This window comes from Mucilaginibacter sp. P19, from assembly GCF_050632265.1.
GTDB lineage: Bacteria > Bacteroidota > Bacteroidia > Sphingobacteriales > Sphingobacteriaceae > Mucilaginibacter > Mucilaginibacter gossypii.
This window is the reverse complement of sequence record NZ_CP192586.1, coordinates 6,301,536-6,317,225: the sequence shown is the minus strand read 5'-3', so window position 1 is coordinate 6,317,225 and position 15,690 is coordinate 6,301,536. Positions and strand designations below refer to the sequence as shown.

The 15,690-nt window shown below is 43.2% G+C and carries 19 protein-coding genes; 13 read left to right on the top strand and 6 right to left on the bottom strand.

Annotated features, from left to right (window positions below; genetic code table 11):
- Nucleotides 1–230 precede the first annotated feature (230 nt).
- The gene (locus tag ACQ86K_RS31075; RefSeq protein ID WP_091169120.1) at nucleotides 231–608 is read left to right on the top strand and encodes an RNA recognition motif domain-containing protein; all 378 of its coding nucleotides are present in this window, start codon (nucleotides 231–233) and stop codon (nucleotides 606–608) included.
- Between the two features lie 153 nt (nucleotides 609–761).
- Here ACQ86K_RS31075 and ACQ86K_RS31070 read toward each other — a convergent pair whose 3' ends face one another.
- A complete protein-coding gene (locus tag ACQ86K_RS31070; protein ID WP_208102381.1) occupies nucleotides 762–1,940 on the bottom strand; it encodes a sensor histidine kinase in 1,179 nt (392 codons plus the stop codon).
- A gap of 244 nt (nucleotides 1,941–2,184) precedes the next feature.
- On the opposite strand from ACQ86K_RS31070, the gene ACQ86K_RS31065 reads away from it, so the two are divergent.
- The 10 genes from ACQ86K_RS31065 (at nucleotide 2,185) to ACQ86K_RS31020 (ending at nucleotide 9,864) form a co-directional block, all read left to right on the top strand.
- The gene (locus tag ACQ86K_RS31065) at nucleotides 2,185–3,030 is read left to right on the top strand and encodes a dienelactone hydrolase family protein (RefSeq protein WP_091169127.1); all 846 of its coding nucleotides are present in this window, start codon (nucleotides 2,185–2,187) and stop codon (nucleotides 3,028–3,030) included.
- Between the two features lie 81 nt (nucleotides 3,031–3,111).
- The gene (locus ACQ86K_RS31060; RefSeq protein WP_091169130.1) at nucleotides 3,112–4,074 is read left to right on the top strand and encodes a lysylphosphatidylglycerol synthase domain-containing protein; all 963 of its coding nucleotides are present in this window, start codon (nucleotides 3,112–3,114) and stop codon (nucleotides 4,072–4,074) included.
- Entirely contained in the window at nucleotides 4,071–5,201 is a 1,131-nt protein-coding gene (locus ACQ86K_RS31055) for a glycosyltransferase family 2 protein (RefSeq protein WP_091169132.1), read from the top strand. The genes ACQ86K_RS31060 and ACQ86K_RS31055 overlap by 4 nt, the downstream gene beginning before the upstream one ends.
- 221 nt (nucleotides 5,202–5,422) lie before the next feature.
- On the top strand, nucleotides 5,423–6,631 hold the full coding sequence (locus tag ACQ86K_RS31050) for an ABC transporter permease (protein WP_091169135.1): 1,209 nt from the start codon (nucleotides 5,423–5,425) through the stop codon (nucleotides 6,629–6,631).
- Nucleotides 6,632–6,671: 40 nt separating this feature from the next.
- On the top strand, nucleotides 6,672–6,848 hold the full coding sequence (locus tag ACQ86K_RS31045; protein WP_431199367.1) for a hypothetical protein: 177 nt from the start codon (nucleotides 6,672–6,674) through the stop codon (nucleotides 6,846–6,848).
- A complete protein-coding gene (locus ACQ86K_RS31040; protein ID WP_431199366.1) occupies nucleotides 6,808–7,911 on the top strand; it encodes a PP2C family protein-serine/threonine phosphatase in 1,104 nt (367 codons plus the stop codon). The genes ACQ86K_RS31045 and ACQ86K_RS31040 overlap by 41 nt, the downstream gene beginning before the upstream one ends.
- A gap of 86 nt (nucleotides 7,912–7,997) precedes the next feature.
- Nucleotides 7,998–8,594 (top strand): ribonuclease HII, encoded by a 597-nt coding sequence (locus ACQ86K_RS31035; protein WP_090532602.1) that lies wholly within the window; start codon nucleotides 7,998–8,000, stop codon nucleotides 8,592–8,594.
- A 57-nt stretch (nucleotides 8,595–8,651) separates the two neighbouring features.
- On the top strand, nucleotides 8,652–9,011 hold the full coding sequence (locus ACQ86K_RS31030) for a hypothetical protein (RefSeq protein ID WP_431199365.1): 360 nt from the start codon (nucleotides 8,652–8,654) through the stop codon (nucleotides 9,009–9,011).
- Complete coding sequence (locus ACQ86K_RS31025) at nucleotides 8,963–9,343, top strand: hypothetical protein (RefSeq protein ID WP_431199364.1); 381 nt, start codon at nucleotides 8,963–8,965, stop codon at nucleotides 9,341–9,343. Before ACQ86K_RS31030 ends, ACQ86K_RS31025 begins: the two co-directional genes overlap by 49 nt.
- Nucleotides 9,344–9,357: 14 nt before the next feature.
- Nucleotides 9,358–9,864, top strand: a complete 507-nt coding sequence (locus ACQ86K_RS31020) for a glycosyltransferase family 4 protein (protein WP_431200969.1) — start codon at nucleotides 9,358–9,360, stop codon at nucleotides 9,862–9,864.
- A gap of 80 nt (nucleotides 9,865–9,944) precedes the next feature.
- On the opposite strand, the gene ACQ86K_RS31015 is transcribed toward ACQ86K_RS31020, so the two are convergent.
- The 5 genes from ACQ86K_RS31015 to ACQ86K_RS30995 all read right to left on the bottom strand — a co-directional run bounded on the left by ACQ86K_RS31015 (nucleotide 9,945) and on the right by ACQ86K_RS30995 (nucleotide 14,548).
- Nucleotides 9,945–10,916, bottom strand: a complete 972-nt coding sequence (locus ACQ86K_RS31015; protein ID WP_091169143.1) for a transglutaminase family protein — start codon at nucleotides 10,914–10,916, stop codon at nucleotides 9,945–9,947.
- Between the two features lie 96 nt (nucleotides 10,917–11,012).
- Nucleotides 11,013–11,948, bottom strand: coding sequence for an alpha-E domain-containing protein (locus tag ACQ86K_RS31010; RefSeq protein WP_090532596.1), 936 nt, complete (start codon nucleotides 11,946–11,948; stop codon nucleotides 11,013–11,015).
- Nucleotides 11,949–12,043: 95 nt separating this feature from the next.
- The gene (locus ACQ86K_RS31005) at nucleotides 12,044–13,450 is read right to left on the bottom strand and encodes a circularly permuted type 2 ATP-grasp protein (RefSeq protein ID WP_431199363.1); all 1,407 of its coding nucleotides are present in this window, start codon (nucleotides 13,448–13,450) and stop codon (nucleotides 12,044–12,046) included.
- A 241-nt stretch (nucleotides 13,451–13,691) separates the two neighbouring features.
- The gene (locus tag ACQ86K_RS31000; protein ID WP_431199362.1) at nucleotides 13,692–14,066 is read right to left on the bottom strand and encodes a helix-turn-helix domain-containing protein; all 375 of its coding nucleotides are present in this window, start codon (nucleotides 14,064–14,066) and stop codon (nucleotides 13,692–13,694) included.
- A 23-nt stretch (nucleotides 14,067–14,089) separates the two neighbouring features.
- A complete protein-coding gene (locus ACQ86K_RS30995) occupies nucleotides 14,090–14,548 on the bottom strand; it encodes an AraC family ligand binding domain-containing protein (protein ID WP_431199361.1) in 459 nt (152 codons plus the stop codon).
- Nucleotides 14,549–14,637: 89 nt separating this feature from the next.
- On the opposite strand from ACQ86K_RS30995, the gene ACQ86K_RS30990 reads away from it, so the two are divergent.
- The gene (locus ACQ86K_RS30990) at nucleotides 14,638–14,838 is read left to right on the top strand and encodes a hypothetical protein (RefSeq protein WP_431199360.1); all 201 of its coding nucleotides are present in this window, start codon (nucleotides 14,638–14,640) and stop codon (nucleotides 14,836–14,838) included.
- A gap of 2 nt (nucleotides 14,839–14,840) precedes the next feature.
- Nucleotides 14,841–15,644, top strand: a complete 804-nt coding sequence (locus ACQ86K_RS30985; RefSeq protein WP_431199359.1) for a zinc-dependent alcohol dehydrogenase family protein — start codon at nucleotides 14,841–14,843, stop codon at nucleotides 15,642–15,644.
- Nucleotides 15,645–15,690: the final 46 nt, after the last annotated feature.

The window sequence follows — 15,690 nt, the reverse complement described above, 5'->3', positions numbered from 1 at the left end:
ATATTTATTTTACGAAAACACTATATTTTCAAAACAAAACGGATTGGCCTTTGTATTAATGGGTTGGCTTTCACCATTTATTTCCTCAAAAGGGTCAAAAAAATAATTTTTTTAAAATAAAAGCACTCATTCACATAAACATGCAGTAATCATCAAATATCTATTACTATATTTGATGTTAACAAAACGTGGGTAATTAACAAAGCATGCCCATTAAAAACTAAATATTAATGAACATATTCGTAGGAAGTCTTCCTTTTTCTTTAGGGGAAGCCGATTTAAAGCAGCTTTTCGAAGCTTATGGTGAAGTTAACTCCGTAAAAATTATTATTGACAGGGAATCAGGAAGAAGCAAAGGGTTCGGATTCATTGAAATGGCAGATGATGAGGCAGCACAACAAGCTATAAGCGGCCTAAACGGTTCTGAAGTTAAAGGAAGATCAATTGCAGTAAGCCAGGCAGAAGAGAAAAAACCAGGCGGCGACCGCAGAAGCAGCGGCGGCGGTTACGGTGGTGGTAACCGTGGCGGCGGTGGTTATGGTGGCGGCAACCGCGGTGGCGGTGGCGGCTATTCAAGAGATAACCGTGGCGGCGGCAAAAGCTGGTAAAAATATAACCTGAAGTAAAGTACCGGGCTTTTAGGTCGGTATTTTACTTTAAGTATTGCATCTATAATCTACCTTCAGGAAAACAACTTATTTAGGGATTTTTTGCCTACGCAAACCTCTATGCCCTATTATTGCTCCGGACAGGTTCTTTTATTATTGCATTTTTTGTGGGAGCCTTACCTCAAATACAGTCCCTTGGCCAGGTTTTGAGTAGATATTGATTGACCCTTTAAGGGTTTCGATCAGATGTTTTACTAATGCCAGCCCAAAGCCAAATCCTGCTTCGCCGGTTGTTCCTGTTGTTGAAGCTGCATTGCCTTTCAGTATTTTTTCGATAGCTTTTTCATCTATGCCGACACCACTGTCCTTCACCTGGATTTGCAGTATATGGGTATGGTCGTTCGGTTCAAGGCTCAAATCTGCATTAACATAACCGCCAGCCGGAGTAAATTTTATGGCGTTTGAGATAAGGTTCCCTGTTATTTGTAACAGTTTATTCCGGGCAAAGGGAATCCGCTCCGATTCGGATGTGGTTGTAACCGTAAGCATAATGTTTTTATTGCGGGCTTGCGGAATAAAAAGCCGTTCAATTTTATCTTTAAATACAAGCAGGTTAAATTCCGCCCCATTGGATATGGGTTTATGATCGTTTTTATCAGCACTCAGGATCTCATCTGCAAGCTCCAGTATCGATCGCCCGCTTTTATGGATCAGGTTGGTAAACTCCAGCACCTCTTCTATCTGGTTTGACTCCCCCTGTTCGCTGATCAACTGGGCGAGGCCGATGATTCCGCTTAAAGGCCCGCGGATATCGTGAGCTACCTTTTTTTGTATTTCGCTGGCTTCAGCAAGCTTACTTTTTAGTTTGTTAATTACTTTCAGGTCTTTTAACCTGCTTAGTATTTCATTGGCAATGATCTTTAAAAGTTCAACCTTTTCGGGTGTGAGTTCCTTAACATTTTTATCAAGCACACATAAGGCCCCGATATTATGATCGTCGCCTACCTTTAGCGGTATGCCATAATAATATCTTAATTTGGGCCCGTCGGTTACATAAAATTTATCCCGGAAACGTTCGTCATTCCGCAAGTCTTCAACCTCAAAATATTCTCCGTCTATAATAGTATACTGACAAACCGAATCCTCACGGGGCATTTGTTCAATTTCTAAACCATGACCACTGATACTCCATTGTGTATAGGAGTCGATAAGATTAACCAGCGAAACCTCCGTGCCGGTAACTTTGGCTGCCAGCTTAGCCAGGTCCTTAAAACTGTCTTTGTGTTCGGTATAATCAAGATCAAATTCCGAAAGGCTTAAAAGCCTTTCCATCTCATTGTCAGGGATTGGCGGGACAGGCATATTAAATATATATTGGTAATTGTTATATACGTGTTTTTACCCAAATAAGATTCAGTAGATAATAAACAGGTGTGCATTAAATTTTAGGTAAGTGTGTATACATTATCATAAATTTATGCCGGTTAATCACATTATCCCTCGCGCAACTAAAACTGTATTATCAACGTAATTGTTTTAATGCACAACAGCATTCATTAACATAAAATTGAACCATATGAAAAAACTGCTCTTATTAACATTATTTATCAGCTTAACCACTATAACTTTTGCGCAGCGCAAAGTAGTTTGCTGTAGCAATCCATCGGCAACACAGCAGTTTGCTATGCTGGCCTCCGACACCCGGTTCAAAATGTCGCACAAAAATCCTTTGCCAATCCGCTTTCAAAGCAGTATCGGCGAGGTCATCACCTACAAAACGCCGGATGGTAAACAGGCATCAGCATTTTTCATGAAAGCCAAAAAGCCTACTAATAATTATTTATTGGTGATACACGAATGGTGGGGCCTTAATGACTATGTAAAAAAAGAATCGGAAAAGCTATATAATGACCTGGGTAACGTCAACATCATTGACCTCGACCTATACGACGGCAAGGTAGCTACCACACGCGAAGACGCGGGGAAATTTATGCAGGCGGTAAATGATGACAGGGCCCGTGCTATAGTAAACGGAGCCATAGCATATGCCGGCCCCAAAGCACATATTGCTACTATTGGCTGGTGCTTTGGCGGCGGGTGGAGTTTACAAACCAGCTTACTTGCGGGTAAAAAGGCGGTAGCTTGCGTAATGTATTATGGCATGCCCGAGCAGGACGTAAATAAACTAAAAACCTTAAACGCCGATGTGCTGGGGAACTTCGCCAATAAAGATCAGTGGATTAACCCTAAGGTTGTAGCTAAATTTGATGCTGATATGAAAGCCGCCGGAAAAAAGGTTTACCTACACCAGTATGATGCCGACCATGGTTTTGCAAATCCGAGCAATCCTATTTATAACAGCGATGCTACGAAGGACGCATATGCAAATACGCTGGAGTTTTTAAAGGCAAGATTGAAGTAAACAAAATTAACCGTGCAGTGTTGTATGGGGCAAGCTTTAGCATGCCCCATTTTTTTGTAACATTGCATAAAATTTATCTATTTGACACGCTCTGCTAAAAAGGTTGTTTCATATCTTCTTAAGGCCGGTATATTGATAATTGCAGGGTGGTTTATTTACCGGCAGTTCAACAAAAAGAATAACGACCTAAAGCAGTTTGAACATTTCGCATCGCAAATAAGTACTACCCATGTTGTTATTGTTATGGGGCTGGTGGTTATGTTGATGTTTTTAAACTGGTTTCTGGAGGCGCTTAAATGGCGCTATGTAACCAAAGCATTAATCAATATTTCATTATGGGAAGCCGTTGAGGCTGTTTTTTGCGGCCTTACCTGGGCTGTAACCACACCGAACCGGCTGGGCGAATATGGCGGCCGCGTTATGTTTTTGCCGCCCCGCAAACGTATTCCGGGCATTTTTGCCATGGGCGTAGGTTCATTTAGCCAGGGTTCGGTAACCAATGTTTTGGGCGTAATAGCCATGATCTGGTTTGTAGTCAATTTCATTCATGCCAATTTATTGCTGGCCTGGGGGGTAGTTGCTATCGGCGTTATAATTGTAGCTATGCAGCTGATATTTTATTTTCATATCAACTGGGCGGTTACTTTGCTTGACAGGGTTCCGTTCATTAAAAAATATCATCGCTTTTTTGAAGTAATGGGCCGGTATCACACCCACGAGCTTATCAAGATCATGGGTTTTAGTATTGCGCGGTATATCACCTTTTCAATGCAGTATTTTCTGGTTTTTCAGTTGTTGATGCCGCATATGGCTGTTGTATCCATGATGCTGATGCTGATGCTGTTTTTTGTGGTATCGTCAGCCATCCCATCGCTTGATCTTTTTGATATTGGTGTACGCGGATTTACTGCTTCGCACCTGTTTGTGTATGTGACAGATCAAAATATCGCCGTAATAGCCGGTGTATCGTCAATATGGCTTATTAATTTATTTATTCCTGCTATTTTAGGATCGTTGTTTGTTTTAAAACTCAAATTCTTTTGACCGCGCTGATTAGTATTATTTCATTATTTTCCATAGGGCTTTATGTGCTGTTGCTGATCTATCTCCGGATAGGCTGGGCAAAGGTCACAATCCCTCCGGTTATCGCCCAAACATTTAGCACCAAAGTTACTGTGCTTATTGCGGCCCGTAATGAGGAAGAGAAGATCCACCTTACCATTGAAGATATTTTGGCCCAGGATTATCCCAAACACCTGGTAGAGGTCATCATTGTTGACGATCATTCAACAGATAATACTGCGGCCATCATCAGCAGTTATGCGGCACAGGGCGTAAAGCTATTGCAGCTTAAGCTTGGCGAAACACTTAACTCCTATAAAAAGAAAGCGATAGCCGAAGCCATTAAACTTTCAACAGGCGACTTAATGGTAGCAACAGATGCTGATTGCCGCATGGGTAATCAATGGCTGCGTACTATAGTTGGCTTTTATGAGCAGCATGACCTGGTTATGATTTCTTCGCCGGTAACTTATTTCCAGGAGCAATCGGTGTTTGAGCGCATGCAAACGCTTGATTTTTCATCGCTTATTGGTATGGGGGGCGCGTTTTTAGGTCATGGTTTTGCTGCCACCTGTAATGGGGCAAATTTTGCTTATCGTAAAGATGTATTTTATGAAGTTGGCGGTTTTACCGGCATTGATGACCTGGCTTCGGGCGATGATGAACTTTTATTGCACAAGGTTGGAGAGCGTTATCCCGGCAAGATAGGCTTTTTAAAACGGCGCGAAGCAATTGTATATACCCACGCAAAGCCTAATTTAAAAGAGTTTATACAGCAAAGGCGCCGCTGGGCATCAAAATCAACCAAGTACAAAAATAAAAAAATGGTTGCCTTTGCGCTTAGTATCTGGCTGTGTAATTTTATGCTATTGCTAACCGCCGTGCTGGGTATTTTCGATATCTGTTTCCTGAAATTGTTTTTGCTTACTATCGGAATTAAATATGCGATAGACTTGTTATACATGACACCGATCATGAACTTCTTAAAACGGCGCGAACTGCTGCTGTACGTAAGCTTCGTTTTGCCGCTTAATATCCTTTATTTCGTTATTATCGGTTTTTTAGGGAAAAATAAGAAGTATGCCTGGAAAGGCAGAATCGTTAAATGAGCTAAAAGCTCAAGGCTAAAAGCATAAAGCTGAAATTGGGGCTTAACCAAAGCAGATCAGATGTACTGGATTTAGTGATAAGAGGCTCGTAAGCTTTATGCTTTCGGCCTTCAGCTTTCTGCTTTGAGCTTTCGGCTATCTAAATGTAAAGAAAGCCGTCCTTATTGCTAATTGCACCTATTTAAGCGATATTTAGCCTGTACACATGAACTATTAACACATTGGCCGAAATTACACCAGCAAAACGCACCTGGCATGTTTTTAAGCATAATAAAATTGCTTTAAGCGGGCTTGCATTTATCCTGCTTACGCTGCTTGTTGCGATACTGGGCTACCTCATTATGCCCGATGATACGCCCCTGGCCAATAATATGATCATACAGCTTAGTATAAAAAAGCCAGGCTCAACCTATATGATGTTAAAGCTCAGGAAAGCGGAGGCTGTTGATACTGTAAATTTGTTCAGCAGGATGCTGTATGGGCAGCCATCGTTTTATAAAGAAGTTCCTGTTACGGGGTATCATTTCGTTAAAGATTCTATTTACGTTAACGGATATATTGGCGATGAAGATAAGCCCGAGAAAAAAGCCTACAATATTTTTGAGGTAATGACCGGGCAAAAGCCGGTTTATAAAAACGGGAAGGTTATTTTTAATTATAACGGCCAAACAATTGCCCTGCCTGCAACCCCGGCTGTTTATCAAACGTTTGAAGCCCGCTTACGGGAGGAGAATATCGGGGCTAAAACCTTTTTACTTGGTACTGATGGTTATGGCCGGGATATGCTGAGCCGCCTGCTGCTGGGTACACGGATCTCGCTCGCTGTTGGTTTGATGTCTGTTATCATCAGTATGCTGCTGGGCGTAACTGTAGGGGCTGTAGCGGGTTATTTTGGAGGATGGGTTGATTCCTCATTAAGCTGGCTGATGAATATTTTATGGGCACTGCCTGCCCTGTTATTGGTGATCGCCATATCATTTGCGCTGGGTAAAGGATTATGGCAAATATTTATAGCCGTTGGCCTTTCCATGTGGGTTGAAGTGGCGCGCCTGGTGCGCGGCCAGGTAATGGGCCTTAAACAGGTGGAGTACATTGAGGCCGCACGTGCATTGGGTTTTAGCAACAAGCGTATTATAGCTAAACATATTTTGCCTAACATAACCGGGCCAATACTGGTTTTGGCCTCCTCAAATTTTGCCTCGGCTATACTTTTAGAGGCGGGGCTTAGCTTTTTGGGTTTTGGCGCACAACCGCCTATGCCAACCTGGGGCGGCATGATCAAGGAGCATTATGGATATATTGTTATGGACTCAGCTTTTTTGGCTATCATTCCTGGTATGGCCATTATGCTGCTGGTTTATGCTTTTAACCTGGTAACCGTTGGCTTGCGCGATGCCTTTGATATAAAATCACAAAGTACTCGTATTTAAAAATTATTTCCTCTATTTTAGTCAGCGTACTTATATCAATATGCTGAATGTAGACGACGGTTCCGGCGAAGACGAGATTGATCAGGCTTTTGCTCAAACGGCAGTCGGAATTAAATTCTTTATTGGAAATAACGCGGGCCATAAACAAAAATACCGCTACTCCTATTCTCATTCAAATGCTGGAAGTTATTCTGCAAAACTATTTGCAGGTAGGTAAACTCAGGTTTTTGATTGAAAAGGATGATAAATTTGCCTGTATAGCCAAGTATGGCGGCGACGTTGAATCATCGGTAGTGCTGGCCCGTGCGTGTAAAAAGCTGAGTAAAGTTAAAGCGCCTATAGCTATTGCCGGGCATCGCGACCCCCTCCTTAAAAAATATAATTACTTTATCCCTGTATATCACAAAAGCAAAGCTCTTGCCTATGCCCTTATCGGCGATTTTAATACCTCGGGCGAGATGCTTAACAATGATCTCAATTTCATCCAAACGCTGATGAACGTGATCATTGTGGCGCTTGAAAATAAAAAACTTTTCCGCGAACGGCTGCAATCAGAACGTTTTTTGCGCGAGATGGAGCTTGCGGTGGAAGTGCAGAATATGCTGATCCCCATGCGTGAACATAAAGATGATAGTGTGGAGATTGGGGCTAAGTATCTTCCGCATCAAAACATCGGCGGTGATTATTTTGATTTTATCCGCCTTAATGAGCATGAGTTTTTATGGTGTATTGCCGATGTATCGGGTAAGGGTATTTCGGCTGCTTTGCTGATGGCCAATTTCCAGGCCAGCCTGCATGCCTGGGCGGCGGTTGAGGATGATTTGACCAATATTATTGACCGTTTAAATAAGATTGTACTCAGCAATACCAAAGGCGAACGGTTTATCACCCTGTTCCTTGCGCGATATAATCAAAAAAAACGGCGGCTTAATTATATCAATGCGGGGCACAACCCAACTATACTTTATTCAGAAGGCGGTGCCATTCCACTTAAACTGGGTACCACCATGATTGGGGTTTTTGAAGATCTGCCTTTTTTAAACGAGGGCGAAGTTGATGTGGAGCCCGGCAGCCTGATCTTTAACTATACAGATGGGCTCATGGATTTTGAATCGCCCAGCACCAAAATATGGAATGAGGATAAATTACTTGATTTTGTGCTTGCGCATGGCGAGCTATCGCCCGATAATTTTAACCAGGCGCTGTTGGATTATTTGAGCAACGTTTATAAAAGCAAGCCCATTGATGATATTACCCTGCTTACGCTAAAAATTTTTTAAGTAAAGGATGCGTTAACTACATGTTGAAAAACACATCATACTAATTGTTTTACTAACACGTTTACAACTCTTATTATATTTGCCGGATGTTATCAGCCAGGTACCAGTACGAATTTTTGGAAGCAGGATGCGATGAAGCGGGACGAGGATGTTTGGCCGGGCCTGTTTTTGCCGCCGCAGTTATTTTACCGCCTGATTTTGATCATCACCTGCTGAACGATTCTAAACAAGTTACCGAAGAGATAAGGTACCAGCTTCGGGCCGAAATTGAGGAAAAAGCGGTGGCTTATGCCGTAGCATCTGTTGATAATCTGGAGATAGATGAGATCAACATTCTTAATGCATCATTCCTGGCGATGCACCGGGCTATCGAAAAATTACATCTTGAACCCCAGTTTCTGATCATCGACGGCAATCGCTTCAAAAAATACCGGAACATCCCACATGAGTGTATTATACAAGGCGATGGAAAATATTTCAGCATAGCGGCCGCATCTATCCTGGCTAAAACCTACCGCGACGATTATATGATGCAAATAGCGGCCGAACACCCGGAATATGAATGGCATACCAACAAAGGCTATCCAACTATAAGGCATCGTGAAACCGTAATGAAGATTGGTTTTACGCCCTATCACCGCCGTACTTTCAGGGTAACCGACCCGCAGTTAAGTATTTTTTAATGAAGTTTTGAATACCACGTTCAGGATGGTATTTTTGTTAAAAACCAAATTCACCGTTTGAAGATCCTAATTTTAACACATCGTGTACCATTTCCGCAGAATGGCGGTTACGCTATTGTGGTTTGCAATACTATAAAAGGGTTGATTGCACTTGGGCATGAAGTTGCATTGGTGGCTTTAAACGGGAAAAGATATCATGGTAGTGTACAAACAGGCGAAGATGAGCTGATGCAGAAGATCAGGTACACATCATATGACATTAACATCAATATATCTGTACTTGATTCCATAACTAACCTGTTCAGAAAAAATCAAACGATGTTGATCGTTATTACAATGCCGAATTTGAAAAACTCCTGCTGCGCGAATTGCGCCAGACGTCGTACGATGTTATCCAGTTTGAAGGCCTGTTTGTAACGCCTTACCTGGCCGCTATGCGTAAGCATACCAAAGCCAGGTTAATTTACCGGTCGCATAATATTGAACACCAGGTATGGATGAGGCTGGCACAACGAAAAAGCGACCTGTTTAAGAAGTGGTACTTGCATTTGCTGGCCCGCCGGGTGAAAGATTATGAACTGCAGCAGCTTAATAAATTTGATGCCATTGCTGTATTTACCAATGAAGATAAAAAAACGCTGTTATCATACGGTGTTACCATTCCGGTTGATATTTTTCCAGTAGGTATTTCCCTGACCGATTATAAGCCTGATTATAATAAAACGGAGTTCCCAAGTTTGTTTTTTTAGGGTCGTTGGATTGGATGCCCAACCGGGAGGGGATTGAATGGTTTATTGAGAATTTTTATAAAGATCTTACCGAGGGCGACCTCCGTGTAAAATTTTATGTTGCCGGGCATAACATCCCCGATAGCTTTGATGAGTACGAAGCGATGGGAAAGATCTTTATCCAGGGTGAGGTTGACGATGCTTCTGAGTTTGTGAACAGTAAGGCTATTATGGTGGTGCCCTTGCTTTCAAGCGGTGGCATGCGGGTTAAAATAGTAGAGGGTATGGCAATGGAAAAATGTATTATCTCAACCTCATTAGGTGCCGAAGGCATCAATTTTACCAATGGCACTAATATCCTTATTGCTAATAACCGGCAGGAGTTTTATGATGCCATTGAACGCTGTATTACCGACGAAGAATTTTGCCGTAATATTGGCCTCAACGCCCGCCGTTTAATTGAAGAACAGCACGATGTGCATGTAATAGCACCGGGCCTTGTTGCTTTTTATCAAAGCCTGAACGTTGATTTACCTGAATAAGGGATTCCCTATGCCGTTGTTGGTGTGACAATAATTTCTCCGCTGCTGCCGCCAACTGGAAACTGCCACTGCCAACTAACCTACTGTTGCTGTTGTTGCTGCTGCTGTTGAATGATCTCCATATATCGCTGATAGCTGTTTTTAGGAAATTCGGCTACCGCGTGCATAGCCGGCGATTCGTGGGTTTTATCCTCAAAAACAATAGTATCTGCATCGTCAACAATTACTGACACTTCCAGCTTGTGGCCGTAGGCGCCTTTATAAACACCTTTAACCGGCGAACAATCTGAAAAATTGCGGCCCACAGCCAGGCGTACGTGGGTTTCATTGGCAATACAGTTATTTGTAGGGTCGATGCCAAGCCAGCCATAGTCGGGCACATACACTTCGGCCCAGGCATGGGTTGCGCCTTCGCCGCGCATAGCGCTGCTATGGGTGCAGATATAGCCGCTTACATAACGGGATGGTATTTTAAGCTGGCGGAGCATCACCATTAAAATATGGGCAAAATCCTGGCAAACGCCGGCTTTAAGCTTCCATACTTCATCCAGTGTAGTTTCAACCGTGGTAACACCTTTGATGTACTCAAAGTTTTTGTAAACCCAGCCGCAAAAACGAAGTGCTATCTGAAAGGGAGTTTCATCTTTACGCCGTTCCTGCTCAACTATTGCCTGTAGCTCGGGCAGGCCTTCAAAATATTCCTGCTTTAAAAAATCAATATAGGGCACCATGTATTGAAGGCGCTTAAGATCTTCCCATTGCTGCTCCGGAAAAATATCATTAACCGGAAGGGGGCGCTGTCGGGTAATGACAACCAGCTTTGAGTTTATAACCAGCATGTTGTGCTGGTTGCTGTAGGTGAAACTGCCAACCTCGTTGCCATAGTAGTCGGTATGAGTATCAACTACCGGGTTGCCGGTTATACTTAGCTCCTGTTTTACTACTTCCTGGTATTCATCTTTTATCGGGAACAGGATGATTTGGTTGGCGCTGTCACGAACAGGGCCTTCATAAGTGTATTTGGTGATATGTTGGATCTTAAATTCAGGCATTGTTTTAATTTTTTAATTTGAGGATTTGAAAATTTGAAAATGAAAAGATAGACTGGCATTTTCAAATCTTCAAATCAAAACATCTTCAAATTGTGATCATGAATTAGCAAAGTAATGTTGGTTTAATGAATTGCCTATGCCGTATAGCTCACTCCTGATCTGGGTGAGGAACAAGTGCAAGCCCTCCTGTTTGATACTTTTTACCGAACTATACTTTATGCGGCTTTGCAACCGGCCTATCTGAAACGACATTTCCCTGTAGTCATCGGCATTGCTGTCATTCTTCAATCTGTCGAAATAACGCTGAATATTATTTACCGAATAAATAACCGAGCGCGGAAAATCGTTGTTCAGTACAACCTGTTCCAAAACGTTTTCGGCCTCAAAACCTTCTCGGTATGTTTTTAAATACAGCTCGTAGCCACCCAATGAAAGCAGCAGGTGTTTCCAGTAAGTGGTATCAGTAAGCAGATCGGGGTTATCACTTATCGAGCTGAATTTAGTATCCAAAATATCAACCGACTGGATGGCCCGCTCCAGGTATTTGCCAATGTTCATAAAGGCACGGCCTTCGCCGCGCTCCATAGTGATCTCCACCGTGCCGTAATAAAGCATTACTTGTTTTATCAGCACGTCCAGTACCCCTATCGGGTCTTCCCGGTGCAGGGCGCGTTCCAGTCGCGGATCTTTTACGGTGTGGTAATATTCATTCAGGCATTGCCAAAGGTCTTTGGTGATGTGCTCCTGTACACCGCGGGCGTTTTCTCGTGCCAGTGTAATGATGTTGAGTATGGAATTAGGATTGTTTTTCCCGGTAACCATATACTTTAAAACCGACCGGCTGTCGTTGTCCAGCTTTTCGGCTTCGCCGGCGTTTAGTCCTGCAAAAATCCTCATTACGGGCTCCCAGGTAAATTCCTGCACCGTATCCTGCGATGAGGCATAATTAATTTTGAGCATCCGCAGCATACCATCGCTGCGCTCAATGTAACGGCTTAACCAATAAAAACTTGCTGCAACCCTGCTTAACATATGATCTGAATTTCGGAATTAGGATGTTCAATTTCGGATTTACTTAGCTCCGCATCCTTCTTATTTTTTATTTTGATTTAAAAGCCTTTTACCTTTCAGGCTAACACCCACGTGTCCTTACTGCCGCCACCCTGCGAACTGTTTACCACCAGTGAACCTTCTTTTAACGCCACACGGGTTAGGCCGCCGGGGACTATCTCAATGCCATCGGGGCCGTACAGCGCGTATGGCCTTAAATCAACCCTGCGTGGCTTTAGTTCGCCCTGCATGTAACATGGCGCCGCCGAAAGGCTGATGGTTGGCTGTGCTATGAAGTTACGTGGATCTTTCAGGATTTCCTTTTTATATTCATCTATTTCCTGCTCGCTTGCTGCATGCCCCATCAGCATCCCGTAACCGCCGCTGCCATTGGTTTTTTTAACCACCATTTTATTGAGGTTTTTAAATACCATTTCGCGTTCATCCGGATTGCCTAACTGGTGTGTTGGCACGTTTTTGAGTATGGGTTCTTCGTTTAGATAATAGCGGATCATATCGGGCACATAGGCATAAACTGCCTTATCGTCGGCGACGCCTGTGCCTGTAGCATTTACTATGGCTACATTGCCTTTACGGTAAGCTCCCATAAGGCCTGCTACTCCAAGCATACTTGCCGGGTTAAATACCAGGGGATCGAGAAATTCATCGTCCACCCGGCGGTAGATCACGTCAACCTGTTGCAGCCCGGTGGTGGTTTTCATGTACACTTTATGGTTGTTCACTACCAGGTCGCGTCCTTCTACCAATTCAACCCCCATCAGGCGGGCCAGCGTGGTATGCTCAAAATAGGCCGAATTATAAATACCCGGCGTAAGTAAAACAATAGTTGGGTTATGGATCTGCCGGGGTGAAAGCGCCAGCAGGTTTTTATATAGTATTGACGGATATTCGGTAACGCTGCGCACACTGCATTGAGGTAGCAGGTCGGGAAACAAGCGTTTGGTGATCTCCCTGTTCTCGAGCATATAACTTACGCCCGATGGGGTGCGCAGGTTATCTTCAAGCACGTAAAAAGTGCCGTCTTCATCACGGATAAGGTCGATGCCCGAAATATGTACATAAATATCATAAGGCACCTGGAGCTGGTACATCTCGCGCAGAAAGTGCGGACACGAATAAATAATATCAATAGGTACTATGCCGTCCTTTACAATAAACTGATTGTGGTATATATCCTTCAGAAACAAATTAAGCGCATTAAGGCGCTGCTTAATGCCTCGCTCAACAAAAGCCCATTCATCGGCAGTGATGATACGGGGGATAATATCAAAAGGAAAGATCTTTTCAATGCCTTCGCCGCTGTTATAAACGGTAAAGGTGATGCCCTGGCTCATGAAAAGGCGCTTGGCAAGCTCCTCCTTTTTGTTCAGGTCGTCGGCCGATTCCTTCGAAATGTAGTCTATAACTTTACGGTAATGCTCCCGAACATTAGCATCCAAGCCATACATTCTCGTCCCAAACATTATCAATTGGGCTGTATTTGTCAAAATAAGCTGATTCTTCCATGAAAAAATTACAATAAATTAAAAATTGACAATCAGTTATCTTTCAGAATTGTAATTTATGAAGTGTTTTTGATAAAAAAGCAAATTATTTTGAAATTTTTGAAGATATTTTAATCAAATTTTCAATTCATGGTGATTTTTAAAATATAATTCTTGTGTTTGTCGGGTCGTTAATGTAAAAATGACCGCCTTTAACGTATTAAACAAGGGCATTCAATTCTCCTCCCGCTTTCCTAAAATCCGAAGGGTTCATACTTCTGTATTTTTTAAAAATGCGGTTCAGGTGGCTTTCATCATTAAAACCAAGCTCGTTGGCAATTTCAACCATACGCATGTTGCTGTGCAGTAAACGGTTCTCAATCAGCTTCAGTTTGTAATTGATGATATACTGCTGCATACTTTCGCCGGTATGTTTTTTAAAATACTGGCCAAGGTAGTTTTCAGAGATTCCCGCTTTATCGGCTATGACTTTAGCTTTTAGTTTTTCGGGGAAGTAGATGTTGGCCTGGATGTATTGCAGGATATCAAGCGTTTTTTCTTCGGTGTTCTCACTAACTTCATCGGGCATGCTCATAGCCACATTACGGGCGGCGATTACTATAACCGTATTGATATATTGCTGCAGGAGCGCTTTACTGTAAAGCCCTTTTTTTCTTTTTCACTGATGATGGCCTGCATAATGGGTTTTACAACGGCTTTGTCTTCATCGGTTTTTAATATGCATCCCGGTGCCTGGCCTGCGTTTTTTAGCAGAAAATTGAGATGCTCGGCTGTTTCGCTGCTAAGGCCGCGATCTTTAATGTAAAGTGGGTTGAAACGGATAAACAGGAACTGTGTTTCGGTTAGTATCTCAAAATAATGTGAATCATTAGGTGTAAGTAAAAACAGGTGACCGGGTTTATAGGTAAACTTGCTTTTGTTTATGCACTGCTTTCCGGTGCCGCTTATGATATAAATAAACTCGAAAAAGCTGTGTGAGTGTTCGCTGCGGGGACAGGCGCTGAGTGGTTCGCGCAAAACAACTTCAAAAGGCTGGTATAAATTATCTTTTACCATAGTGTAAATGTACAAATGTTACGAGGGATTGTACAAGGAATATGGCTGCCTCCTTGTATAATTTTGTATTGTAATTAAACAACAACACAATGGAAACTCAAAATACAACAATGCAGGCCCTTATCGCTCCTGAAGCAAATGCGCCTTTCACAATAACCGCAGTTGACCGCCCAATTGCCTCCAAAGGCCAGGTACTGGTGCGTATTATAGCCAGCGGCGTCAGCGTATTGGACAATAAGATCCGTACCGGTAAAGGGGGCATGCCAGGCAGCCCTTACCTGCAATTTTAGGGATGGACTTTGCCGGCATAGTTGAAGCAGTTGGTGCTGATGTAAATACTTTTAAACCTGGCGATGAAGTGTATGGCCTTGCAGGTGGTATTGGTGGGCTACAGGGTACTTACTCGGAATATGCTGCCTTTGATGCAGACCTGCTTGCTATTAAAACATCTCACTTAAGTTTCAGACAGGCGGCTTCGATGCCGCTTAACTTTATCACTGCCTGGGAGGGCCTTGTAGACAGGGCAAATGTACATGAGGGACAAAAAGTGCTGGTACATGGTGGTGCCGGAGGCGTTGGCCATTTAGCGGTTCAGGTAGCGAAAGCCTTTGGTGCGGACGTATATGCTACCGGCAGCGCGGCCCAACAGCAATATATTGAAAGCATTGGCGCTACTTTTATCGATTACCGCGCCACAACAGTTGACGAATATGTGAACAATTATACTAACGGCGAAGGGTTTGACATTGTATATGATACCCTGGGCGGAGCCACTTTAGATGCATCATTTAATGCGGTACGTTATTATACCGGTCATGTGGTAAGCTGCCTGGGTTGGGGTGAGCATAAGCTGGCGCCCTTATCATTCAGGGGAGCTACATATTCCGGAGTGTTTACTTTGATGCCGATGCTCACCGGTAGAGGGCGCAAACATCATGGTGAAATTATGCAGGAGGCTACAAAGCTTGTTGAAGCCGGCAAAATTGTTCCGCTGGTAGATGAGCGTACATTTACATTGGCTACGGCCAATCAAGCCCACGAGATATTAGAGAATGGTAAGGCGAACGGTAAGTTGGTGATTGATGTTGCTGAGTGAGGTGGTTCGCCCTTAAATAAGATGACCGCTCAGTTTTCAAAGCCCG